Raw genomic sequence first — 23,257 nt, forward strand, 5'->3', positions numbered from 1 at the left:
AAAAAACTGCCGGGGCAGCAACATAGAAAAGAGAAAGGTGTGGCGCTACCGCGCCACGGTTTTAGTGATCCCGCTGTCGCGTGATCAGGCCACTCAGCCCGCTTACTCTTACGGCTCAGTAATAATGGAAAGGGGGTGCGGGGGAAAACCAGGGAAATAAACCTGCTGTAGAATCGCGTATATAAAATTATCCCGGAGCTGTGGCCATGTATCGCAAGGAAACCGTAGGATAAATCTGTGTTGATAAATTTTAAACGTTATTTAAGACGTGAATAAAATCTAACCGCGTAGCTTTGTGAGATTATTTTCTTATATATGAAACTGGCAAATATAGAACGAATAGGCAAAAGTACCGCAATGGAGCTGGCCTACATTACCGGAGGCGTAAAGGCGGGATTTCCCAGTCCGGCACAAGATTTTATGGGCGAAAAAATCGACCTGAACCGTGAGCTCGTACGCCATCCCTTTGAAACATTTGTGGTAAAGGTAGACGGCGACAGCATGAAAGATGCAGGCATTGCCGATGGCGATCGCTTGATAGTAGATCGCTCACTGGCTCCGGAACACGACCGCATTTATGTGTGCTGCCTGAACAATGAGTTTACTGTTAAGCGCATCCGGATTGATAAAGATACCAGGACCGTGTGGCTCATTCCTGAAAATGAAAACTACACGCCCATCCGTGTACCGCAGGAAGAGGAGAACTTTACTATCTGGGGGCGCGTGGTCTTTGCCATAAAATCTTTTTAGTATGTACTGCCTAGTAGATTGCAACAACTTTTACGCGAGCTGCGAGCGCGCTTTTAACCCGGCGCTGCGCGGCGTGCCGATTGTTGTGCTCAGCAATAACGATGGCTGCGTAATAGCGCGTAGTTACGAAGCTAAAGACCTGGGCGTGCCCATGGGCGCACCCGCGTTCCAGTACCAGCAAATGTTTTCCCAAAACAACATTAAAGTGTTCTCAAGCAACTACGCGCTGTATGGCGACATGAGCAGCCGCGTAATGAGTATTTTGGGGGAGTACACTCCGGATATTGAAGTGTACAGTATAGACGAGGCTTTTTTAAAATTTGATGGCTTCGAAACCTATTACAATTATCGCGACTACGGGCAGGTAATGCACGGCAGACTCTTACGCGGTACCGGCATACCGGTAGGGCTTGGCTTTGCGCCAACAAAAGCCCTGGCTAAACTTGCCAACCGCATTGCAAAAAAGTTTCCGGAACTGAAGAGCGTGCACGTTATAGATACTGAAGAGAAACGCATAAAGGCATTGAAGTGGCTTTCAATTGAGGATGTCTGGGGTATTGGCCGCCAACATGCAGCCAGGCTGCTTGCGCTAAAAATACGCACAGCGTGGGATTTTACGCAACTGCCGGAGGAATGGGTAAGAAAGCACATGAGCGTTGTTGGCCTGCGCCTGCAGCGCGATCTAAAGGGATTGCCCACGATAGGCAAAGAAGAAGTAAAGGATAAGAAAAACATTGCCTGTACACGCTCTTTTGAAGCCATGACCACAGATTTTAATTACCTAAAAGAGCGTGTGGCCACGTATGCAGCAACTGTGGCAGAAAAGCTGCGGCGCGATAAGCTCCATGCGGGTATGGTAACGGTATTCCTGCAGACGAATCGATTTAGGCTCGATCAGCCAATGTATAACCCGGTCGTGAATTTTCCGATCGAGTTCCCTACCAACAGCAGCATCGAAATTATACGAATTGCCCAGCTGGGGCTTGATCGTATTTTTCGCACCGGTTACCATTACAAAAAGGCCGGCGTTATCGTTACCAAGATCACTCCGGCAACGCCGCACCAGGTAAATTTATTCCTAAACGAAGACCCGCGCCACCAGAACCTGATGCAGGCCATAGATACTTTTAACAGAAATAATGGCAAAGAAATGATTAAATTTGGAGGAATGGCGCTCGACCGCAAGTGGAAAATGAAGCAGGAAAGCTTATCACCCATGTACACGACGCGCTATAGCGAAGTAGTAACCGTAAAATGTAAATGATATATGTGCAGCAGATTCGTGGGTGTAGATTGGGAGGCAGTAGTAGGATTTTACCGCGCGTCAGCGCCGGGCGATTTAGCATTGCTTTCAGAGTACGACGGGCAGGAACTTTTTGGCTACGATCATCCGGATAGCTTTATTATCACGCAGCTTAATCCGGCAGTGGTCATGGTAGCGCAATGGGGGCTTTTGCCCAGCTGGGCAAAAGACAACAAGCTCCAAAATAAAAGCCTTAATGCCCGCGTAGAAACGCTGCATGAAAAGGTGATGTTTAAGCAGAGCATGAACAATCGCTGCCTGGTACCGGCAACGGCTTTTTTTGAGCATCAGTGGACTAATCTGGAGAAAAAGAACTGTGCAAAGATCAAACACATTATTAAAGTAAAAGATCGTGAAATGTTTTGCTTTGCCGGGCTTTACAGCATTTGGCAAGGAAAGGCAACCTTTACCATTGTTACTACCGATGCTAACGAGCTTATGGCCGAAGTGCACAACACAAAACTGCGAATGCCGATAATTTTAAAACCTGAAGATGAAGCTGCCTGGCTTTCCGGCACACCGGTAGAAAATTTTGCGCTACCGTACCAGGTTGAACTCGTAGCAGAACCTATACTGCCAGAACCGGAACCGGGATTGCTATTTTAATAAAAAAGCCTCTCCCGGAGGAAAGGCTAAATATTAAAATCAATTTCCCAACCAAAGGAAGTGACTGCTAATATATAAATTATTCTTCAGCTTCTGCCAAAACTAATTTTACAGATATAAATCGACGTTTTGTGCCATTATCTGTATCGTCTTTCTCATCGTGTACCAGATCTACGTCTTTTGCGTGATCTCGCAAGAGTTCGACCAGCCAAATTGTGCTTTCCGGATACGGCTTACCTAAAAAATATTTAGGGTCTTTATGTTGAATATCAATCCACAGTACTGTATCATCTTGCTTTTCATCAAACTCATGGTCTTTCTGCATCGAATAGTCGATGTCGAGATGTGTTATCTCACCGGCATTAAGCAATGCCAGGGCAGCGCTAAAAAACTCTTGCTTTTTTGGCGTACTGGTACCAAATGCCGGCAGCGCCTTTGTTCCGGAAAAACGTAGCAGCGTATTCATTATTCAATTGTTATTTCGATTACGGATTTTGTAAAAGGGTCTCCGCCATATTCGTGGAGATTTGAAATGTAGGCGTTGTTGTTTTCCAAAGCTTTTTGTACTTGTGGCAGCACAGTCAAAGGCTCGGCAAATTCTAAATCAAACTCACCGCGCACTTCAAAAAAGGTTTCATCTTCGATAATGGCAGTACCATCATCAATGCCATTATCGATATCGCCGCCGCGATCGTAATGCCAGCCCTGGTACTCGATTCGATCTTCAGCAATATATTTTTGCAGCGTGCCCACAACTTGTGCATCCCGATCGTTGCCCTCTTCCGGAACTGCTATTTTTTCTGTTGTTCTTAGTAATATGATAAATCTGCCCATCGTAATTGTTTTGTACTAAATTAATAAATTGAATGTTAACAGCATCTCAATGTTATACAACTGTATATGTAATTTTAATTAAAGTAGACTACATTGCGAAAAAATATAAAATATGGATACGGAAATCTTTTTAGCTGAATTTTTACCCAAGTCTGCAGAGATTTCGCAATTACAATCAAGTGAATTGAAAAAAGTTATTTCAATTATGAGTCGATGTCTTTACCTGAGTGAAACGGATGCCGCCGAGGAACTTTTAAGATTTGGCTATGAAATTAAAGATATAGCGGGTAAAGCATTTATAAATATTGATAGGGAAGATGCACGGCAGGCTTATTATTTACGTAGAGCAATCCCTGCGAGATTATGTGATACACAAATTAGAAAAAAGCAAATACGGTATTTTGAGTTAAGAAAATGCAGCAGTAAATAGAAAGCCCCGCACTGCAGGGCTTTGTTATTTTAATAAGGATCTTCATAATCAGGGCTGTGATATTCATCAAAGTAGCGCTTAAAGTCTTCCCTGACGTAATCATACTCTTCGCCTTCGTCTTCGGCAGGAGCGTTAATGTCAAAAACAATTGCACAGCCACGCGCTGTAAATTTTATTACATCGCCAGGATCTGCGCTCTCAACTGCATCACCAAGATCATTTTCATTGAATATGCCTTTAGTTAGATTATGGTAATAGATTTTTCCCATTAGAAATAACCTAAGATTACACAAACTTTTTCACCTATAGCGCCTAAGTCTCCATTTAGTTCAGCCTCGTCATTATCTCCTACAGGATAATATTTCGCGACCGCCGCATCTATTTTATCATATAGCGCAGCTTTGCGCTTAAGTTCTGTCATCTCTGGAGAGAGCATGAGTTCGTTTACCTGGTCGTCGGCGTACAAATCCATAACCTGGTCGATGACCTCGCCAATAGTATGCGGATTGTATTTATCTATAAGCGCATGCCAGCGGGTCCAACCGCCCGAGTTTTGTATGATATCATAGCCATGCTGTTTGGCCACAATGTCTTTTGCTTGGTCTTTTGTCATTTTATGTTGCTTTAAATTTCAAATAAATCCCAGTGGCCAGTGTGTTTTAAAATGTTGTAAGGCCTTCGGTTCTCGTCTTCGTCCCGATCATCAGGATCGGGGGATATCCAAATATCGTCGTTCACACTTGTTTGATTCCAGGCTATGGCGATAATGTCTTTTTCTGTCTCAATAAGCTTCATAATGGCATCGGCCTGATCTTTCAATGATGTTTCACCATCAAAGGCTTTAAATGCCGATATCAGGCGCGTAAAATCGTGGGAATACACCACAACGTTATCAAACGTGCTGCCTAATACAATACGGTCTACTTCTGATACATTTGGATCACGAAACAAATCCCATATTTCCTGATGGCTGTTTTTGTTTAAGAAGTCGGCCATGCGGTACAATCGACCGCCAAAAGGCAACCACCCTGGCTGAGGCAATGGCGGCAGGTATTTTACATCCATCCTGTTCCATATGGCCATTGCACCTCTGTGCGAGTTTTTAATTTCGGCGAAGCATTCCGCTTCGCCGTCTTTATTGAATTTGAAAATTTCTGTATATGACATTACCCACGTCTAAATTGATTAATACGTCTCTGCCTTTCTTCGCGTGTTTCTGCTTTACCCACGTAGCCGCGGTAAAGACTGCACGCTTTGTCAAAATCTGTTTTTGCAGCCTCTTTGTTTTGCTCAAAGTAGGTATCAGCTTGCTCGTTTGCCGTCATATATTTTATTTTAAAAAATCCATTCCTTACCATTGTTCTTAAAATGCTCCAGACCTTTCAGGTAATCTTCGTCAGTGAGCTTTCCTTTATCTCGGATGTAAAAGAATGCATCCACATCTTTCTGAGAATGCAAATGCCAGGCTTTTCGATGGCCATCGATAGATCGTAGTGGCTCGTCATTATGCAGGCATACGCTGTCACCGTTGTTTTGCACGCCTACAGTAAAAAACTGATTAGGGAAAACAGGGATAAAGATGTCAACTTTTGTACCTGTCGGGAGTGTTATTAATTTTTCAAAATCCATAATATTTAATTTAATTGTTATAAAAGTTTAGTATCTATCACTTCCATCTGCAGCTTTTCGATTTCTAAAAGTTTTTCTGCTGCTCCCCTGGAAAAAAGTAAACCATCAATCATAAAGTCGTATTTTATACGGTTATCCCGGAAAACACAAAGCTGTTGACGTTCTTTTGTACTGTCAATAGCTTTATCTATTTCCGTAATAAGTTGCTGTAATACTGTTTGTTCCATTAGCCTATCGTATTTAAATGATTTTTATACGCGTCCTCAAAGCGCTCTACAGGCGTACCTTTAAGATCTGTATCAAAATATTCCAGGGAAAATGTTGAGTCACCAAAAAAGTAATACCCCTCTACATCGTACAGCGCTATCGTAAGCATATCGCACACCCAGAACGTAAAGCTATTGCCATGGTCGGCAGATGTTGGCCGTGCAGCTGTGCATTTACCTTGGTAAGCAGCCACGACTTCATCAAACAGCTGAAATACAATAAATTTTGCGTGATCGCGGTCTGCCCATAGTGTTTGGTCCAGTTGAAGTAGCGCTTGTGAGATCGACTCCTCCAGTTTGTTTTTGGACTTAGTGCGTCCTACTATTTTTATGAATGTTTTTGACATGATTGGCTTCATTAATTGATTCGTGTTACTGTGTACATTTTATAATTGAAATCGCCGTTAGCTTTCATTTTCCAAACCTCCAGGCTAGTGAGGTTTCGTTGAGTGGCTTTGTATCCATTCTCTGCAGAGAAAGAGTTAGTTTTGGGAATTTTTTTTAAATGTGATTTAAAAAGACTTATCCACTCCTCAGAAGTGCTGCCGGTAGTTTCTACTAAATCCTTTACAAGAATTCTAACGTTCAGCTCCTGCTGACCGCTACATACTTTATGTTGTTCAATTTTCCAGTTATACATAATTAAAACCATCCAATTATAAACAAATCGCTTCTCTCATCAGACAGTGTACTAAAAAGGCGTGAGTTACCTATCCTGTACTCTTGGGCCAGCTCTTCAAAGCGTTCCTTTAAACCTTCCGGAACGTCCCTTGACTTAATAACAAAAAAGATATTCTCCCAGCCGTCATCAGATTTTTTGTCCCAGCCTATAAGTTCCAGTAGCGGCGGGTCTTTTTTCTTTTTTTCACTCCACTCGTAGCCGTCTTCCGGCCAGCTTTTGATATTGAGTTTAGGAAAAAACTCTTCTTTAAGAATATTGAAAACTTTGTATGTGTCTTGTACTGTTGAATATGATAGTCCCATTGTTTAATTTTTAATGTTTTTAAATGCGATATCTGTCTAAAATATCGCTCAATTCTCTTTTAAAATCTTCAAGTTCGCTCCGTGAAACCCAAATCAAATTTTGTCCATTCACGTTAATTTTACTTTCATAAGGATCCTGGGCTTCAGCCGTGATACTGACATCGTTGTTAGTGTATATCCGCATTGTTTAGTGTTTTAGCGGCAAATTTGCCAGTTTGTGAATTGAATTTGAAATGATTGTCTTTACACCAAAGTGTTTGATGATAATGGCGTAATCTTTATCCGGAAGCCGCCCGAAGTAGAAGTAATAATCTACCAGGTCGGCAACCGGTATGCCATAGTGCTCGGCAAGCTTATGAATGCTTTTATAGCTAAGCCTTGAATGCCTGGCCATACTTTTTAAGCGACCGGCTTTGCGGGCACGCTGCATTTTTTTAATCTGCGGACTTATGGCGATCATTCTATCAGCTATTTGCCGCGTAGCTAGAGATACTTTGTCTGTAACGGCTATAAAATTCCTGATGCTTACATCTAATTCGCGAATGCTTACATCAATTTTCCTTTCCTTCTTAGGAAAGAACCAGCAGAGGAGTTTTTTAAGGAATTTCATCTGCAGATATTTCTATATAACCAGTTTCATCCGGAGGATACATTTTATCGAGGTAACGGCTACTGTTTAACAGCAGCTGTACTTCGTGTAGTTCTGAAGCTGAGCAGGCATCTAAGAACTGCTCAGGCCTTATGCTTAATGTATATTGCTTAGTTATCTGTGGCATCCGGCTCTATCTTTTCAAGTTTATAATTCATTTCAAAATCGTCATCTGAGTTTACAAAAGCATCAAACTTCTGGTGCAGTTCTTCATAGGCTTTTGCCGGATGTACATAGCCAGCCTCATCTGGCATACTTTCCCTCAGCTTCTCTGCGTAGAGCGATGTGGCCATCCATAGAAGATTTACCTCTTCGCGTGTTAGATTTAGCATCGCTATTCGTTTAAAGTTAAAGGCTCGGCCACATATTCTTCGCGCGATATGCTGTAGCTGCATTGCACAATGCGGAACCTTATGCGGTCAAAGCATGAGCAGTCTGCCTGTGTTGTAAATATTATCAGCGTATCGGAGTGAATTTTTTTAGCCCAGTCCCATAGCAGTTCGGAAGACGAAGCTATTAGTTTAGCGTTGCGGCATTCGTCGAGTATCAGCACGTCGGAAAAAGACAATGTTCGATACACTTCATCCCATGGCGTTGTGGCCAGGCTAAGTTTTGTTACTTCACTCTCCGGAGCCATTATTGCCGCGAGTTTATTCGCTTGTACTGTTTTGCCGCTTCCGGCAGGTCCCTGAAAAATTATATGTCTCATAGTTCTAGCTTTTTTTGTCGGGCAGTAATTTGCTTTTCGGCCTTTGCCCATTTAAATTTTGGTAAATAAATTCTAGTGTAACTAAACCGGCCAGATGGCGTATAAATGTCGCGCTGCAGGTCGTGCCGCCCTTTCAACGTGTAGAGCAAATAGTGGGGGATTTCGCTTTCAGGCACTGCCCCCACAGGCAAAAGCACAGCATAGTATTTTTTACCTTCAAGCATAATGCTGCCGACATACCTGCCGGGCTTGCTGAACTTATCTACATTGTTGCCACCGGTATTTTTGCCCTGGCCAATGCGCAGCAGCTCGGTGCCTACAGGCAATCCAAACAGGCGCTCTTTTTTAAAAGCCAGGCTTTCGCCTTTAATACCCACGCTGCAACCTATCATTACTTTTTGGTAGGGCGGCACTTCAAACACCACCGTCTGAATTATGTAATTGTACTCCTGCTGCAGCGCTTCCACACGTTTCTGGTCGGTCGGGTCGAGAGCCAAGCCTTCCGGCAGATAAATTGTGCGTTTGTGGCTATCAATGCGCAGCACATGCTTAAGTTCTTTCTGAAGATGGTACCGCCTGTTGTAGGCCGTACCGGTAGGATTATCGTTTTTCATAAATTATCCTGCATTTAGAAGTTTAAATTGCTGAAGGCTTTTTTCGCAGATCACATACAGCGTTTCCGCTTTAAGCCAACCGGCAATGTCTTTAGTGTTTGAGAGCGCCGTTAAAAGATAAGGGCCTGTAATTTTGCCATCTACCAGTAAAAAGTAAGAGTAACCCGTCCTGAGCGCTCCCTGCTCTTTAAGATCTTCCGGGAGCGCAAGCCTAAAGTTCAGTTCCATTTCTACCGTCTCCGGAGTTTCGCGGTACCAGGGCACGTAAATCATTTCGAGCATCACCTGCATTTCAATCTGATGTGTGTCCGGGTCGCGCCAAAAAAATGTGTAAGGGCCCTCAAACTTTTCCGTCTGTACAGAGCGATAAAAATGCACCCTGTTTTCTATCAGTTTCCCATTCTCCACCAAATCGGAAACCGATGCCAGTTTTAGATACATCTGCGCCTGCATGGTCAGGTAACTTCGCGGAAGCGCATTATTAATACCTGTGACAGAAAAGGGGAGGGGGGCTGAAGGCCAGTGGCGATCAGTAGACGGAAGAACCAGCCCGCAGCCATTACTTCTTCTACCGTATGGCAGTCCCTGGCAACTTCAATAATTTGAGAATCGTTGTACATATGTAAAAATTTAATTGTTTAAAAAGGTAAATCTTCGGTGCCGGTAATGCCGGAACCAGGAATCTGCGCAGCGCTAGGCGTTGCAGCTTCTTTTTTGAACTCGCGCACTAAGTTCAGTACGCCGCTGTTTTCCATCTGGCTATAATTAAAGGCGTAGCAGGAGCCGGCACCGGTCTCAAAATGCATGCTTTGTATTGCACCTATGTAATAGTTTTTACTCTTGAAATATTCGCGAAGCGTAGCCTCGCCAATGGGGTCTTCGTTTTTCCTCCGCGAAACTTCTACCTGATAGTCCTGATGCACTTTACCAAGGCGCAGGAAAAGTATCTTATCGCCGGAAGGATTGATGTATTCCTGCTGTTCGCCTTTTCCATTTTTGTATTTAAATGTGGGCTTCGGATCGATGATAAACTCCACACCATCGTGAATGCGCTTTTGGTCAAGCAGATATTCCAGCGTACGCCAAAACGTGGCCGTACCTTCCGTTTCATGTATCATGCTGCTGGCCTGAACAATCATGTCGATACACGTCTTTTCAAATTCAGACCACGTAAAAGGGAACACGAATTTTGTAAACAAGATCTTTACCGGCGCCATGATGGCCACAAAGTTGTCGAGCATCCTTTCCATCACATCGCCTTTCATTTTTTTGCTTATATCCCTGTTCAGCTCTTCGATCACGGTCGATAAAGATTTCTCAATAATCGGCCTGTATTTAAGCAGTTCTACCAGCATACTCGTCATGCCCTGGCGTTCGAGCGATTTTAGCTTTGAGAACTGAGCCTTTTGGTCAGGCGTATAATTCCTTTCAATGAACGACAGCGGAATAGAACGGGAGGGAAGCGAGTTATCATCGCGCGTGCTTAAGTACTGACTCAGGATGATACAGCCACTCTGAACCTTCGTCAGATTAGTGCCTTTATCGCCACCGGAAATCGCACCTGTTTCACGTCCCCTGTTATCGTATGCTGCTTTTAGCGTTTGGAACTTTACTTCGTGGATCAAGTCTGTAAACTCCTCCAGGCCCACGACAATGTTTTTAATTTTAGATATCCTCCGGAAAAACCCTACCATGGTACCGGTATTTAAGTCGAAAGATTTTTGTCCCGGCGTAAAAACATAAGTAAGCGATTCGCTAAACTTTGTCTTACCACTTTGCCTTTGCCCGGTAAGGAACAGATGTGGAAAGCTTGAGAACTGCGCCACAATGATATCGCGAAACAGGCACGCGATTAAAAACGCGATGCCTACCATTGCTTTTTCAGGCTCATAAACCTTATAAAAAATGTGCATCCACTGATTAAAGGTCACTTCGCTTTCTTTGTAGGAAAATTCGCGAACGCCCTCAAATGCATCATCTTCATCGCCACGGCCGGCAATGTTTATTTTACTGAAGGCAGGGCTGTAAAACGTTTCCTGTATGGCTTTTTTATTATTTTCGGGGTCGGCTTCAACATTAACTTCAACAATGCCATAGTCATCTACCGCATAAAAATCGCCCTCTACCACCACACCATTTGCAAAAGCGTAAAACCCCTCCGGCTGTTGGCCAAGCGTGTACAGCTCATAAGCGCTACGGAAATTATACAGCAGCTTATTTCGGAACTGTTTAAAGTGGAAGGCCGTAACACTGGGCTCAAAAGTGAAGTTATACCCGTCAACTATCTTCTCCTGGAACTGACTAAAGTTTGTAACCTCTTTATTATTGAATGCGAAAACTGTCTGCTCAAACTGGCTCGTAAACTCTACCAGGCGCTTACCTTCATTTTTTGCAGAACGAATAACAAACAGCGGATTTACTATGAAATTTGTACCCTTAGAGAAAGACTCTTTAGCATTTTCAAAATAGATGCACATGTTCTTTTCGCTAATGGCGTAACCGTCGCGCTTGTATTGTGCCACATCGCCATCTTCAGGAAAGCCAAAAGCCATGAGCTCATGTTTTTCGTCTTCATACACCTTTGCGCGGTCGTGCTTGCGCTTAGTTTCAGACACAGCCACTAAGCCGTCAATCTTGCTTTGCAGGTCTTTATTCCCAACCTTCAAGTTTTTGGCGCAGTCCTTAACATACTCCTTACGTTTTATGGGATCGCCGATTTTCACCAGCGATTCGCATATAAGTTCTACCGCTTCGGCTATCTGATCGGCATTGCTGCTCTCGCTGCGCAGCTTGGCCGCTTTCCATAGCAGCGCATTAAACATATGCTCCTGCAGCCACTGCTCTAAGTTATCACCCTGGGCTTTTGCAATAGAGTCAGGGTCTTCGCCCGGCGGCATCTCTACCACCGATACCTTAATATTTGCCTCAAGGCAAAGATCTATATCGCGATACGTGGCTTTAAGGCCTGCAGCATCGCCATCGCGCACGAGGATAATATGTTTGCAGAGCTTTTTAAGCTTTGCAATGTGCGCTTTAGTAAGCGCTGTGCCACACGTGGCCACAATGTTGTCTACCTTTTTATCGAAGAAGCCCATCACATCAGTATAGCCCTCGCCCAGATAGGCATAAGCACGCTTTATAATCGATGCGCGTGCCTGGAATAAACCAAACAGCACCTCTTCTTTCTTGTAAAATTCAGTATCCGGACTGTTAAGATATTTCGGCGTTTTCTTCTGTGCTATCGCTTCATTTGAAGCGCGGCCACCAAAGCCGATTGTGCGCCCCCTTTCGTCCAGGATAGGGAATATAACCCGGTCATTGAAGAAATCGAAAGTGCGGCCTTCCTTGTCTTTTACCACACCGGCTTTGATTCCATCATCAAGCCTACCTTTTTCTTTTAAAGGGGATGTAATCTCATTGCTGTTTGGCGTGGCATAGCCTATTTCAAATTGCTCAAGCGTCAGGACATCATAACCACGATCTGAAAGATTGAGTCGCGCCCAGTGCTTTTCGTCTAAGGCAATAAAATTCTTTTTAAAGAGCAGTTTAGAAGCCAGCAGCACTTTGCGACGCTGTTCCTGCAAATCCTGACGTTCTATTTCTTCCGGAGTCTGATCTGCACGCTCAAGGATAATGTTCTGCAGCTGGGCCACTTTTTCAATGGCATCGATCCAACTGAGCTTATCCTTTGCCATGATAAACGAGACAGCGCCAACGCCACCGTTTCCGCTTGAGAAACATTTCCAGACCTGCTTTGTTTTGCTGGCCATGAACGACGGCGTTTTTTCGTTTACAAATGGCGACCGCGCCCGGTAGTTTGCGCCGGCTTTTTTAAAGTCCTGCAGATTGCATTTCTCCAGTATCTCGATCAGATCGGCATCGTTTACACGCTCTATGCTTTCCTTTGTAATCATAGAGTGCCTCCATTAGCAATTTTTAATTGTTGTTCGAGCGCATCAAGCTCTGCCTGCATCGACGGGCGTGCTCTGTCTGCTTGAGTAGTAGTGAAATAGTTAGTATCATTTAGTTGAGTCATTCTGGATTTTACCAGATTAATTCGCGATTGGATTTCTTTTATGGTCATGGTCGTTCTAGTGTTTTAAAATAAAGCTGCCTCAGCTGTAGCTTTGGCAGCTGTACCAATAACTGTAATTAAAAAAATGGGTAAGAACGTATCTTATATAATGTTTAGCCTCAGGGCTATTATGGTAATTTCCTGTTTTGTAGTTACCTCAAGTTTTCTGTAAAGGGCAGTGCGCATTACTTCCCAAGTGCCTTTGGGGAGTTTCATTTCTTCAGCAATAACATCGTTGGTCTTGTCGGTCGTAAGCAGTTTCATCATTACTACTTCAGTGCCTAAGAGGCTTTGTCCCTGATAGGAGAGGGGCTTACAAACTATGCCCTCTGCAGGGCAAACTCCCCGTTTGGGGCAGTTCCAGTATTCGCCTTCCTGCATCTGGCCATTTTGGATATCAGGGGTAAAATCGAGCCCGGAGAAGTTGCAGATGGCAAATTGTTCTATCCGCTTCATTTCGCTCTCCGGATGCATGAGTTTTAAGTGCCGGTCTATGTCAGGATTCTTTGCTACAGCTTCGCGGATCAGCTGGATGTAAGCGAATGGGAGATCGTTGAATGATGTGCGCCTTCCACCGCGCAGCACCTGTAACTTTTTCCCGTCATTAAACATTTCTACATTGTCGCAAAGTATGCCTGCATATACCTTGTTTTCATGGTTATGCATATACATATATTTATTTAAATGTCTTATTAAGAAGATCGTACGCTTCTTTTTCTTCAGTCGCCATTTCGGCAAGAACTGTAAGCACAGTTGCTTTATTTGCGCAACTTCGACCCTTTTTAGCGTTACGCACCTGGTCTTTTGTCATCTTAAAGCCTTTAAGCTGCAATCTGCGAACGGCTTCGGGAGCGTAATGAGAAGGAAGATAGCCATCAAGCAATTCCTGAAACGTATCCATATTTGTTTCCATAATCTTAAATGCTATTAATTAGTATATCTTTGTATAGATTAGTATAACTGGGTACAAATATATATACTTTAAAGTATATGTCAATCGACAACATATACTTTAAAGTATAATTTAGAATGATTCTAAATGGATATTAAGCAAAAAGTAAACATGTTCTTAAAGCAAAATGGCTCTTCACAGCCTGATTTTGCTGAGCGTATCGGCGTTAACTATGTTGCTATGAACAGGAATATTAACGCGGGAAAATTAACTACAGAAATTGTATATGGCCTCCTGAAGGAATTTCCGCACGTAGACTTGAACTGGCTTTTTAAAGATGAAAACCAACTTCTTTTAGTGAAAGAAGAAGAGGAAGAGTATGGAGCAACTCCCCAGGCATTATTAAATAAGCTTAGGAAGACGCTTGACGAACTTGAAAACAAGATTTCTGAATGACACCTTCAGAGAAGTTAAAACAGGAACTGGACAGGCGCGAAATGAAGTATTCTCATTTCGCCGCTGAGATTGGTATTACCTATAGGCAACTGGCCAGATGCTTTGCTGATAATAAAATTAATACCGAAATGATACTGGGCGCAGCGCGGCTGTTCCCGGACATGGATATGAACTGGCTTTTAAAATAATGACACGTGGCTGACACGTGAAACTTGTAAATAACTGTAAATTAATATATTGAAAATTAGCGGATAATCCAGTCGAGGTCACGAAATAGAAATCCCTAAATCAATACGATTTAGGGATTTTTTGCTTTGATAATCTTACAAAATAAGAAACGAGCAATTCTCAAATTATTAATCAGGCACATCGTTCAAATCAGAACTTACAGGTTGTTTCAGAATCAGGTTGCGCAAACGGTATTCATGTTCATCGCCCCACTGGCCTAATGCAGCAATTACAGGTACTAAGGTTTTACCAAATTCAGTAAGGCTGTATTCTACTTTTGGCGGAACAACCGGATAAATAATCTTTGAGACAAGTTCATGTTCCTCCAGTTCTTTCAGTTGTATATTGAGGACCCTGCGCGAGGCATCCGGTATTTTACGCTGCAATTCACTTGGTCGTTTATGTCCCTGATTAATGAACCATAGCAAACGTATTTTCCACTTGCCGTAAAGTACTTCGCCTATCAGGTCTAGCCCACAATTGAGGTTTAAAGGTATTTTTCTCTCATACATATAGCAAAGTTAGCGCAATGTTCCAAATTGCACAATAGGGGAAAAATTTGTCCCTATGCAATTCGATATTCCCTTATTGCCAGAAAGTTATATACTTCCCAACTTTGTACAAAATAATAAACAATGGAAAATACATTTAATTTCAACAATGAGTTATCTGGCAAAATTGCCCTGGTAACAGGAGGCACAAAAGGAGCCGGAAGAGCAATTGCAGAAAGACTTTTACAAGCGGGTGCAACGGTTATTATTACTGCAAGAAACGCACCGGAAAAAGAGGACAGCAAGTTGCATTTCATCCCTTCCGATTTAAGCACCGCCGAAGGCACGCAAAAAGTGGTTAGCGAAGTGCTATCGACTTATGGAAGGCTTGACATTCTTGTGAACAACCTTGGTTCTTCAGCAACACCTGCCGGTGGTTTTGCCGTGCTGACTGATGAAGACTGGGCATCTACGCTACAGGCTAATTTGCTTGCCCCTGTTCGTCTGGACAGAGGTTTTTTGCCGCAAATGATAGCGCAAAAAAGCGGTGTTATTATCCACATCGCTTCTATTCAGGGCACACTACCCCTATATGATTCTACTTTGCCATATGCAGCTGCAAAAGCAGCATTGATAAATTATAGTAAAAGCCTGTCAAATGAAGTTACGCCAAAAGGTGTCCGCGTGCTCACTGTTTCTCCGGGGTGGATTAGGACGGAAAGCGTTAAAGGGTTCCTGGAAGGGATAGCAAAGAATTCGAACAGTTCTGTAGAAGAGGCGCAGCAAAGTGTTATGGATGCCTTAGGCGGAATACCCTTTGGAAGACCGGCAGAGCCCGAAGAAGTTGCAGAATTGGTAGGTTTTTTAGTTTCGCCAAGGGCAAGCTATCTTACAGGAACAGAATTTGTAATTGATGGTGGTACTGTACCTACTATTTAATAACCTTAAAACTAACATAAAAATGAACCTACCTAAAACAGTAACAAATTTAGTAACAACACAAAACAGCTTTGACAGTACTGCCTATGCAAATTGTTTTTCAGAAACAGCCGTAGTTTTTGATGAGGGCAAAACGCACAATGGAAGAAAAGAAATAGAACACTGGATTGCGGAGGCTAACGAGCGGTATAAGGCTACTATGAAGCCCATCAGTTTTGAAGAAAAAGAAACGGAGAGTATTTTAAAAGCTGAGGTTTCAGGAAATTTTGACGGAAGCCCTATCGTATTGAGTTATCATTTAGAAATAGCTGATGAATTGATACAGTCTTTGAAAATTACAGGATAGAATAAGCCAATTTCTTTAAATCCTGCACAAAATGGTTTGAAATTTTTCTGGTCTGGGGCGCAAAGCAAAATTCCTAAATCAATACGGTTTAGGAATTTTTTGTTTTACAAATCCTCAATAGACCCAAAAGAGGAATGGGAATTTTATTAAAAAAAATACAATTTATTGTTGTATTTATATTTTTTTGCAATTTAGGTAGGGATATTAAGAGTTAAGCTGTTAACTAAAAAACTAACCTTATGAAGAAAACATTACTTTTTGTAGCCCTTTTTGCTGCTTTGTCATTATGTGCTCAGGATTATCAATGGCAGTGGGCCAAACGCGGTGGCGGTGTAAGACTTTCGCCAAACGAAACAGGTACAGCCTACAATTTTGATAGCGAACAAATACTGGACATCGCAGTAGACAGCCAAAACAATTATTACTACCTGGCATTTATCACCGAGCGAAGTACAGAGTTTGAAAATATACCTGTAACGGTGTATAACTCCATACCACAAGTTAGCGGATCTACAGATATTTTGCTGATTTCTACCGATTGTGAAGGGACTTTCCGATGGGTACAAACTATAGGTGGCGGCAGTACTGATTATGCTTATAACATACAATTAGACAATAATGGAGGTTTATACATAGGCGCAAATATTATTAACCTGTCTAATTTCGGCCCGGAATACCTGCCTCCACATTTTAGTCCTGATGATGCACAACCACTTTTAGGAGATGATACAGGGCTGCCACAGGAGGGCTACAAGACAACAGCATTGCTTAAATATAACACAAATGATGGTTCGCTTGCGTGGCGTGTAATGCCCCAGGGAGATGTAACCCCGCTATTTAGGTACGCAAGTATTAACCAGGTTGTGGTAGACTCAGATGGTACTTTACATACGCTTATGGGCTTTGCCGGAGGTACGCATCTTAACGGTGCGATTACAGTACCGTCAAACTTTACCAATATTTTAAAATATTATATAGTTACCTACAATGCTAATGGGGAGTACCTTGGTAATACGCCTTTAGACCTGGAAGGGTATTTGTTGCTAAACAATACTGAGTTTAGGTATGATGAAAGCCTGGACAGGTATTACATTGCCGGCTATAGGACAAACGGAGATATTTTTATGCTTTCTCCGCTTACCCTAAACGGAACAGAACTTGCAGACCAGGCTTATATAATGGCTTTTAACAGTTCAGGTGCTAATATCTGGGTAAAAGAAATAACTTCGCCTGTCCAGTTTAAGGATAGTCGTATTTACGATTTAAAAGTAGACAGCGATTCATCGTTATATCTTTCAGGCAAGTACTATATTAACAGTACTTTGGGCGGGGTATCATTTGGTGATTATGCTTTTCCTACAACGGTAGAGGGCAATGTGCCTTATGTATTAAAACTAAATCCGCAAGGAGCAGTACAGTGGATGACAACGCCATCGGGCTACACAACCGAGATTTATACCGGGTCGCACCACAATCATGCCTTGGTAATAAATGGTGATGAAGTAGGTGTGGCAACCCAGGCAACTAACGAAATTTGGGGCAATGTTTCTGTAAACCTTCCTGCCAACCACATGTCAGACCCGGGGTTACTCAGGCTTAATAAAACTACAGGTACAGCTATAGGTTTTCATCTTATTAACGGAGCTTTTGGGTATAACGATGCCCTTACTGCTGTTACTACAGACAATGACGGGAATTACGTAGCCGGAGGTTACTTTTATTATCAACTTTTTACCAACGGAGATGATAATATACCAACACTTAATAAAGTTCTTGGAGATGTATCCGGAACCGATTTTTTTATCACAAAGTTGGCAGCAGGGCCCTGCGGCATACCCGCAGCAATTGAACATGTAGCTTATAATGAGGCAAGAGTATATCCAAATCCAACATCTGGTGTTATAAATGTACAGTCAGAAACAGCATTACACAGCTATCAGGTTTTAAATATGCTAGGTCAGGTACTTTTACAAGGCAATTTGTATGGCACGCAAAATGCAATTTCTGTAGAAAATTTTAGTGCAGGAACTTACATTATTAATATAAAAACAAATGACAAGGTGGTTATAACCCGAAAAATAATTAAAGAATAATTTGTTATAGATTATCTATAGCAGCCTGCTATAAACTAAATGCTTGAGTATAATTTATGATAAGGCTTTGGAGTCTATATGATATAATTGATATTAATTTACACAAAATAAAATCCCTAAAGTCAGCACGATTTAGGGATTTTTTGGTTATCGGTACTACAAAAAAAATATTGGTAAGAAAAAAAATGTACTTTTACACCAATGCAGCATTTAAGGCAAATATCAACCATATTTCTATCAGTATATTTATTGATACTTATGGTATTGCCTTGTAGTGATGCACATAACACAAACAACAGTAAGCAAACGGCAGATGTTGCAGCTAACACAGCAGAACAGCACAAAGATATAGAAGTATGTACTCCTTTTTGTGTATGCGGCAGTTGTGTAAGTGCTGTAGTACTTCAGCCTTTGGCAGAATATGACTTTCATGTTCCAGAATATTTCCACTTAGAAATTTCGAATTTTTACAGGTCGCTAAAAAGTGATTTTAGCCATTCTATCTGGCAGCCACCCCAGTTACTATAATGTTTTGAGCCGGTTTGTAGCCGGCAGTATTTGCATGGATTTACTATATCTGTGCTTTTAATCAACGCGTTATATTAATTGATAATCAATGTTAGACAAAATAATTCATTTCAGTATCAATAATAAATTTATTATTGGGCTGTTTACTTTGGCATTAATACTCACGGGATCATACTCTTTATCTAACCTCCCTATTGATGCCCTGCCTGATATTACTAATAACCAGGTACAAATTATAACAACCTCGCCCACACTTGCCACCCAGGATGTAGAGCAGTTTATTACCTATCCAATTGAATTAGCGGTTAAGCCCATACCACAGGTTGTAGAGTTAAGATCTGTAAGTCGTTTTGGGCTTAGCGTGGTAACAGTAGTATTTGAGGAAGATACAGATATTTACTGGGCAAGGGCACAAATATCTGAACGCCTTAAAGAAGCCGAAAACACGATTCCTAAAAATTTGGGCACACCACAAATGGCTCCAATAAGTACCGGGCTGGGCGAAATATACCAGTATGTGGTATATCCTAAGAAAGGCTACGAAAAAAAGTACGATGCTACACAACTGCGCACCATACAGGACTGGATCATCAGGCCGCAACTGGTGGGTACTGCCGGCGTAGCCGAGGTTAATACTCTTGGCGGTGCCCTTAAGCAATATGAAATAGCGATAGACCCGGACAGGCTTAAAAGCATGAATACTACTACTGCCGAGATATTTGCCGCGCTCGAGTCTAATAACGAAAATACAGGGGGAGCCTATATCGATAAAAAACCCTACGCTTATTTTATAAGGGGTATTGGTATGATTAGCAGTATTGACGATATTAATAAGATAGTCGTTAAAAACCAAAATGGCATTCCTATTTTAATACGCGATGTGGCTAAGGTGCAAATAGGCAGTAGCATTCGCTATGGCGCAACTACTAAAGATGGTAAGGGCGAAGAAGTTACCGGTATGGTAATGATGCTTAAAGGCGCAAATAGCGGGCAGGTTGTAGGCCGCGTTAAAGAAAAAATAGAACAAATTAAAAAATCGTTGCCAGACGGAGTATCTATAGAACCCTTTCTGGATCGTACTAAGCTGGTAGACCACGCCATAGGCACAGTACAAAAAAACCTTATTGAAGGTGCGCTTATCGTCATCTTCATACTCGTGTTGCTTTTAGGTAACTGGAGGGCCGGGCTTGTAGTGGCATCGGTTATACCCTTAGCACTATTGTTTGCCATTTGCATGATGTATTTTTTTAATGTGAGTGGCAATCTTATGAGCCTTGGGGCGATTGATTTTGGTATCATAGTAGATGGCGCAGTAATTATTGTTGAAGCAATTATCCACAGGCTCGAAACGATGAAAAAAGGCCGGATTACCCAGGAGAATATGAATGCCGAGGTTTATGGTGCAGCCTCAAAAATAAGAAGCAGTGCAGCCTTTGGCGAAATCATTATTCTTATCGTGTACCTGCCCATACTTGCGCTTACGGGTACAGAAGGCAAGATGTTTGGCCCTATGGCGCAAACGGTATCCTTTGCCATATTAGGAGCATTTATACTGTCTCTTACTTATGTGCCCATGATGAGTTCATTGGTACTAAGTAAGTATACAGGGCATACGCCTAACTTTAGCGACAAGATTATTGCGGCGGTATACAATGTATACAGACCACTTTTAGATGGGGCTTTAAAAATTAAAGGTATTGTTATAAGTGCTGCGTTAGGGCTTTTTGTTATTGCGCTCATCATTTTTAACTCGCTTGGAGGGGAGTTTATCCCAACGCTGGATGAAGGCGATATCGCCACACACCTTATAATTTCATCAGGCAGCTCATTGTCCCAGGAAATTGAAGCTACAACCAAGGCAGAGCAAATACTGCGCAAAAGGTTCCCGGAAATTAAAATGATAGTAACTAAAATAGGCAGTGCTGAAATCCCTACCGACCCTATGCCTATGGAGGCAGGTGATATGATTATCATCATGAAGAACAAAGATGAATGGACTTCGGCTAAGACCAAGGAAGAACTCATGGAAAAAATGGAAGAAGCCCTGGAAGAGATTCCGGGTGCTACAACCGAATTTTCGCAACCGGTACAAATGCGGATGAACGAACTAATGACCGGGGTGCGCAGTGATGTGGCTATCAAGATTTTTGGAGAGGATATAGACAGGCTTGTAAGTGCCGGAGATGAGGTAATGGAGCAAATACAGGGTATTAGCGGTATTACCGATGCCCGGCCTGAACGTGTGGCAGGGCTACCGCAGATTACCGTAAAATATGATAAAGACAAGCTGGCATTATATGGCATAAACGTTAGCGACCTTAACCGTGTAGTACGCATGGGGTTTGCGGGTGAGGCAGCCGGTACTGTATACGAAGGCGAAAAACGTTTTGACCTTGTGGTACGGCTTGCCGAAGACAAAAGACAGGATATAAACAACCTGAAATCGCTTTTTATAACACTGCCATCCGGTAACCAGATACCGCTGGACCAGGTAGCAGAGGTAAAACTTGAAGACGGCCCCATGCAAATAAGCCGCGAAGATGGCCGCCGCCGCATTGTGGTAGGCTTTAACGTGCGTGGCCGCGATGTGCAAAGTGTTGTAAAACAAATACAGGCAAAACTCGATAAAAACCTAAAACTGCCGGCAGGTTATTACATTACTTACGGTGGGCAGTTCGAGAATTTGCAACAGGCTAACAAGCGCCTTATGGTGGCAGTACCGGTAGCACTGGGGCTTATTTTTATATTGCTGTATTTTACCTTTAAATCTATTAAGCAGTCAGTACTAATATTTACGGCAATACCGCTTTCTGCCATTGGTGGTGTGTTTGCCTTATGGCTGCGCGGTATGCCCTTCAGTATATCGGCGGGTGTAGGGTTTATAGCTCTCTTTGGTGTGGCAGTGCTTAATGGTATTGTGCTTATTGCTTATTTCAATGAATTAAAAAAAGAAGGTATGGCTAATATATATGACCGAATTAAAGAAGGGACAAAAGTAAGGCTAAGGCCGGTACTGCTTACTGCCGCAGTAGCGTCATTAGGCTTCCTGCCTATGGCACTAAGCAGTGGTGCCGGTGCCGAAGTTCAAAAACCATTGGCAACTGTAGTTATTGGTGGGCTAATAACAGCTACATTATTAACCCTGATTGTGTTACCTATACTATATTTCTACTTCGAAAAAGGATTTAAAAACAGCAATGGTAATGCAGCCTCTAAACTTGCTATTGCATTATTACTGTTAATGCCATTTGCCGGATTTTCTCAACAACCCCTTACGTTAGAGCAAGCCATTTTAACGGGGCTGCAAAATAACGGTGCGGTTAAGGCTGCTGCTTTAGATGTTACCCGACAGCAACAATTGCGCGGCACTGCTATAGACCTGCCTAAAACAGAAATTACAGGAAGCTTTGGGCAGTTAAATACAAAGGCACAGGATAAAAACATTAGCGTTTCGCAAACCTTTAGTCCATTTCAGTTTGGTGCCCGCAGAAAGCTGCTTAATGAAAATGTAAAGGCAGGCGAACTGCGCCTTGGGCAAACCAGGCAGGATATTACCTTCGAGATAAGGCAAAGCTGGAATACCATGTTGCATTATATGCAGCTTAATAAAATTTTTGCAGAACAAAATATCCTGATGCAGCAGTTTGTACGTGCAGCCGAACTAAAGTTTAAAACCGGCGAAACCGGATCTTTAGAAAGCACGACTGCCAGGGTTAAACAGCAGGAGCTCCTGCAGCAGATAAAACAAAATGAAACGCTGATTGCTGTTGAAAAAACAAAGCTAAAAGCGTTATTGAAACTCGATGAAGATTTTATAATTGCAGCATCAGAATTTAAGCCTAATATTTTTGCGGTGGCCAAAGACAGTACTATGGTATCTCAAAATACTACTTTGCAACTGGCACAGCAACAGGTTAATGTAGCTACAGCCGAAAAGAAAGCAGAACGTTCGCTTTTGCTTCCGGATATTTCGGCAGGATACTTTATTCAGTCGTTTACCGGTAATCAGGAGTGGAATGGCGTAACTACATATTATAACAATGCGTTGCGCTTTCAGGGATTTTCTGTAGGTATTAACATCCCGGTTTTCTGGAATGCGTCTTCGGCACGCATCAGGGCGGCAAATACAAATGTTAAAGTGCAGCAGGCTAATGCTGATTATCTTAAAGCACAGCTGACCGGTAGTTTTGAACAGCAGGCAAAACAGCTTGAAACCTATGCGTCTATGCTGCAATATTATACAGATACTGCACTGCCAAATGCTACTGCCATTTCAGGAAATGCTACCAAAGCTTACCAAAACGGTGATATCAGTTATGTAGAGTATGTGCAGGGGCTTGAAACCGCCCTTACCATCCGTATCAATTATATCGATGCCATAAATAACTATAACCAGGCTGCTATTAACTTGCAATACCTGCTTAACCAATAATAT

The 23,257-nt window shown here is 42.4% G+C and carries 33 protein-coding genes; 11 read left to right on the forward strand and 22 right to left on the reverse strand.

The window, feature by feature from the left end; all coding sequences use genetic code 11:
• Window positions 1-315: 315 nt before the first annotated feature.
• Genes DYH63_RS04320 through DYH63_RS04330 form a run of 3 tightly spaced genes read left to right on the forward strand, consistent with a single transcriptional unit; the run spans window position 316 to window position 2,659 of the window.
• Window positions 316-750 carry a LexA family protein gene (locus DYH63_RS04320; RefSeq protein ID WP_116787643.1) on the forward strand — a complete coding sequence of 145 codons (435 nt, stop codon included), beginning with the start codon at window positions 316-318 and terminating at the stop codon, window positions 748-750.
• Between the two features lies 1 nt (window position 751).
• On the forward strand, window positions 752-2,014 hold the full coding sequence (locus tag DYH63_RS04325; protein WP_116787644.1) for a Y-family DNA polymerase: 1,263 nt from the start codon (window positions 752-754) through the stop codon (window positions 2,012-2,014).
• A gap of 3 nt (window positions 2,015-2,017) precedes the next feature.
• The gene (locus DYH63_RS04330) at window positions 2,018-2,659 is read left to right on the forward strand and encodes an SOS response-associated peptidase (protein WP_116787645.1); all 642 of its coding nucleotides are present in this window, start codon (window positions 2,018-2,020) and stop codon (window positions 2,657-2,659) included.
• A 79-nt stretch (window positions 2,660-2,738) separates the two neighbouring features.
• Here DYH63_RS04330 and DYH63_RS04335 read toward each other — a convergent pair whose 3' ends face one another.
• The gene (locus DYH63_RS04335; RefSeq protein ID WP_116787646.1) at window positions 2,739-3,125 is read right to left on the reverse strand and encodes a hypothetical protein; all 387 of its coding nucleotides are present in this window, start codon (window positions 3,123-3,125) and stop codon (window positions 2,739-2,741) included.
• Complete coding sequence (locus DYH63_RS04340; protein ID WP_116787647.1) at window positions 3,125-3,493, reverse strand: hypothetical protein; 369 nt, start codon at window positions 3,491-3,493, stop codon at window positions 3,125-3,127. The genes DYH63_RS04335 and DYH63_RS04340 overlap by 1 nt, the downstream gene beginning before the upstream one ends.
• A gap of 112 nt (window positions 3,494-3,605) precedes the next feature.
• Between DYH63_RS04340 and DYH63_RS04345 the strand changes: the two genes are divergently transcribed.
• Entirely contained in the window at window positions 3,606-3,923 is a 318-nt protein-coding gene (locus tag DYH63_RS04345; protein WP_116787648.1) for a hypothetical protein, read from the forward strand.
• 29 nt (window positions 3,924-3,952) lie between these two features.
• Here DYH63_RS04345 and DYH63_RS04350 read toward each other — a convergent pair whose 3' ends face one another.
• The 19 genes from DYH63_RS04350 to DYH63_RS04435 form a co-directional block, all read right to left on the reverse strand.
• Window positions 3,953-4,192, reverse strand: coding sequence for a hypothetical protein (locus tag DYH63_RS04350; RefSeq protein WP_116787649.1), 240 nt, complete (start codon window positions 4,190-4,192; stop codon window positions 3,953-3,955).
• Window positions 4,192-4,536 (reverse strand): hypothetical protein, encoded by a 345-nt coding sequence (locus DYH63_RS04355; RefSeq protein ID WP_116787650.1) that lies wholly within the window; start codon window positions 4,534-4,536, stop codon window positions 4,192-4,194. The genes DYH63_RS04350 and DYH63_RS04355 overlap by 1 nt, the downstream gene beginning before the upstream one ends.
• An 11-nt stretch (window positions 4,537-4,547) precedes the next feature.
• Entirely contained in the window at window positions 4,548-5,090 is a 543-nt protein-coding gene (locus DYH63_RS04360; protein WP_116787651.1) for a hypothetical protein, read from the reverse strand.
• The gene (locus DYH63_RS04365) at window positions 5,090-5,248 is read right to left on the reverse strand and encodes a hypothetical protein (RefSeq protein ID WP_162926921.1); all 159 of its coding nucleotides are present in this window, start codon (window positions 5,246-5,248) and stop codon (window positions 5,090-5,092) included. The genes DYH63_RS04360 and DYH63_RS04365 overlap by 1 nt, the downstream gene beginning before the upstream one ends.
• Window positions 5,249-5,258: 10 nt before the next feature.
• Complete coding sequence (locus tag DYH63_RS04370) at window positions 5,259-5,552, reverse strand: hypothetical protein (protein ID WP_116787653.1); 294 nt, start codon at window positions 5,550-5,552, stop codon at window positions 5,259-5,261.
• A gap of 17 nt (window positions 5,553-5,569) precedes the next feature.
• Window positions 5,570-5,779 (reverse strand): hypothetical protein, encoded by a 210-nt coding sequence (locus tag DYH63_RS04375; protein ID WP_116787654.1) that lies wholly within the window; start codon window positions 5,777-5,779, stop codon window positions 5,570-5,572.
• Complete coding sequence (locus DYH63_RS04380; RefSeq protein ID WP_162926922.1) at window positions 5,779-6,165, reverse strand: hypothetical protein; 387 nt, start codon at window positions 6,163-6,165, stop codon at window positions 5,779-5,781. The genes DYH63_RS04375 and DYH63_RS04380 overlap by 1 nt, the downstream gene beginning before the upstream one ends.
• A gap of 11 nt (window positions 6,166-6,176) precedes the next feature.
• Window positions 6,177-6,458, reverse strand: a complete 282-nt coding sequence (locus DYH63_RS04385) for a hypothetical protein (RefSeq protein WP_116787656.1) — start codon at window positions 6,456-6,458, stop codon at window positions 6,177-6,179.
• Window positions 6,459-6,460: 2 nt separating this feature from the next.
• Entirely contained in the window at window positions 6,461-6,802 is a 342-nt protein-coding gene (locus DYH63_RS04390; protein ID WP_116787657.1) for a hypothetical protein, read from the reverse strand.
• 187 nt (window positions 6,803-6,989) lie between these two features.
• Window positions 6,990-7,412 carry a hypothetical protein gene (locus DYH63_RS04395; RefSeq protein ID WP_116787658.1) on the reverse strand — a complete coding sequence of 141 codons (423 nt, stop codon included), beginning with the start codon at window positions 7,410-7,412 and terminating at the stop codon, window positions 6,990-6,992.
• Window positions 7,399-7,578: a hypothetical protein gene (locus tag DYH63_RS04400; protein ID WP_116787659.1), complete on the reverse strand. Its 180-nt coding sequence runs from the start codon at window positions 7,576-7,578 to the stop codon at window positions 7,399-7,401. The genes DYH63_RS04395 and DYH63_RS04400 overlap by 14 nt, the downstream gene beginning before the upstream one ends.
• The gene (locus tag DYH63_RS04405; RefSeq protein ID WP_116787660.1) at window positions 7,562-7,783 is read right to left on the reverse strand and encodes a hypothetical protein; all 222 of its coding nucleotides are present in this window, start codon (window positions 7,781-7,783) and stop codon (window positions 7,562-7,564) included. The genes DYH63_RS04400 and DYH63_RS04405 overlap by 17 nt, the downstream gene beginning before the upstream one ends.
• 2 nt (window positions 7,784-7,785) lie before the next feature.
• Window positions 7,786-8,160 (reverse strand): ATP-binding protein, encoded by a 375-nt coding sequence (locus DYH63_RS04410; protein ID WP_162926923.1) that lies wholly within the window; start codon window positions 8,158-8,160, stop codon window positions 7,786-7,788.
• Window positions 8,157-8,774, reverse strand: coding sequence for a hypothetical protein (locus DYH63_RS04415; RefSeq protein ID WP_116787662.1), 618 nt, complete (start codon window positions 8,772-8,774; stop codon window positions 8,157-8,159). Before DYH63_RS04415 ends, DYH63_RS04410 begins: the two co-directional genes overlap by 4 nt.
• Window positions 8,775-8,777: 3 nt before the next feature.
• Complete coding sequence (locus tag DYH63_RS04420; RefSeq protein ID WP_116787663.1) at window positions 8,778-9,227, reverse strand: hypothetical protein; 450 nt, start codon at window positions 9,225-9,227, stop codon at window positions 8,778-8,780.
• Between the two features lie 185 nt (window positions 9,228-9,412).
• Window positions 9,413-12,688 (reverse strand): DNA primase, encoded by a 3,276-nt coding sequence (dnaG, locus tag DYH63_RS04425; RefSeq protein WP_116787664.1) that lies wholly within the window; start codon window positions 12,686-12,688, stop codon window positions 9,413-9,415.
• The gene (locus DYH63_RS21685) at window positions 12,685-12,810 is read right to left on the reverse strand and encodes a hypothetical protein (RefSeq protein ID WP_256386730.1); all 126 of its coding nucleotides are present in this window, start codon (window positions 12,808-12,810) and stop codon (window positions 12,685-12,687) included. Before DYH63_RS21685 ends, dnaG begins: the two co-directional genes overlap by 4 nt.
• Window positions 12,811-12,951: 141 nt before the next feature.
• Window positions 12,952-13,515, reverse strand: a complete 564-nt coding sequence (locus DYH63_RS04430; RefSeq protein ID WP_162926924.1) for a LuxR C-terminal-related transcriptional regulator — start codon at window positions 13,513-13,515, stop codon at window positions 12,952-12,954.
• Between the two features lie 10 nt (window positions 13,516-13,525).
• The gene (locus DYH63_RS04435) at window positions 13,526-13,762 is read right to left on the reverse strand and encodes a hypothetical protein (RefSeq protein ID WP_116787666.1); all 237 of its coding nucleotides are present in this window, start codon (window positions 13,760-13,762) and stop codon (window positions 13,526-13,528) included.
• Between the two features lie 126 nt (window positions 13,763-13,888).
• Between DYH63_RS04435 and DYH63_RS04440 the strand changes: the two genes are divergently transcribed.
• Together DYH63_RS04440 and DYH63_RS04445 are read left to right on the forward strand one after the other, a co-directional pair.
• Window positions 13,889-14,197, forward strand: coding sequence for a hypothetical protein (locus tag DYH63_RS04440; protein ID WP_116787667.1), 309 nt, complete (start codon window positions 13,889-13,891; stop codon window positions 14,195-14,197).
• Window positions 14,194-14,385: a hypothetical protein gene (locus DYH63_RS04445; RefSeq protein WP_116787668.1), complete on the forward strand. Its 192-nt coding sequence runs from the start codon at window positions 14,194-14,196 to the stop codon at window positions 14,383-14,385. Before DYH63_RS04440 ends, DYH63_RS04445 begins: the two co-directional genes overlap by 4 nt.
• A 168-nt stretch (window positions 14,386-14,553) precedes the next feature.
• On the opposite strand, the gene DYH63_RS04450 is transcribed toward DYH63_RS04445, so the two are convergent.
• Window positions 14,554-14,937, reverse strand: coding sequence for a winged helix-turn-helix transcriptional regulator (locus DYH63_RS04450; protein WP_116787669.1), 384 nt, complete (start codon window positions 14,935-14,937; stop codon window positions 14,554-14,556).
• Window positions 14,938-15,060: 123 nt separating this feature from the next.
• On the opposite strand from DYH63_RS04450, the gene DYH63_RS04455 reads away from it, so the two are divergent.
• The 5 genes from DYH63_RS04455 to DYH63_RS04475 all read left to right on the forward strand — a co-directional run bounded on the left by DYH63_RS04455 (window position 15,061) and on the right by DYH63_RS04475 (window position 23,254).
• On the forward strand, window positions 15,061-15,855 hold the full coding sequence (locus tag DYH63_RS04455) for an SDR family oxidoreductase (protein WP_116787670.1): 795 nt from the start codon (window positions 15,061-15,063) through the stop codon (window positions 15,853-15,855).
• A 22-nt stretch (window positions 15,856-15,877) separates the two neighbouring features.
• Window positions 15,878-16,201, forward strand: a complete 324-nt coding sequence (locus tag DYH63_RS04460) for a nuclear transport factor 2 family protein (protein ID WP_116790735.1) — start codon at window positions 15,878-15,880, stop codon at window positions 16,199-16,201.
• Between the two features lie 239 nt (window positions 16,202-16,440).
• Window positions 16,441-18,294 (forward strand): T9SS type A sorting domain-containing protein, encoded by a 1,854-nt coding sequence (locus DYH63_RS04465; RefSeq protein WP_116787671.1) that lies wholly within the window; start codon window positions 16,441-16,443, stop codon window positions 18,292-18,294.
• Between the two features lie 201 nt (window positions 18,295-18,495).
• Entirely contained in the window at window positions 18,496-18,822 is a 327-nt protein-coding gene (locus DYH63_RS04470) for a DUF6660 family protein (RefSeq protein WP_162926925.1), read from the forward strand.
• Window positions 18,823-18,910: 88 nt separating this feature from the next.
• Entirely contained in the window at window positions 18,911-23,254 is a 4,344-nt protein-coding gene (locus DYH63_RS04475; protein ID WP_116787673.1) for a CusA/CzcA family heavy metal efflux RND transporter, read from the forward strand.
• Window positions 23,255-23,257: the final 3 nt, after the last annotated feature.

The organism is Flavobacterium psychrotrophum, from assembly GCF_003403075.1.
Lineage (GTDB): Bacteria > Bacteroidota > Bacteroidia > Flavobacteriales > Flavobacteriaceae > Flavobacterium > Flavobacterium psychrotrophum.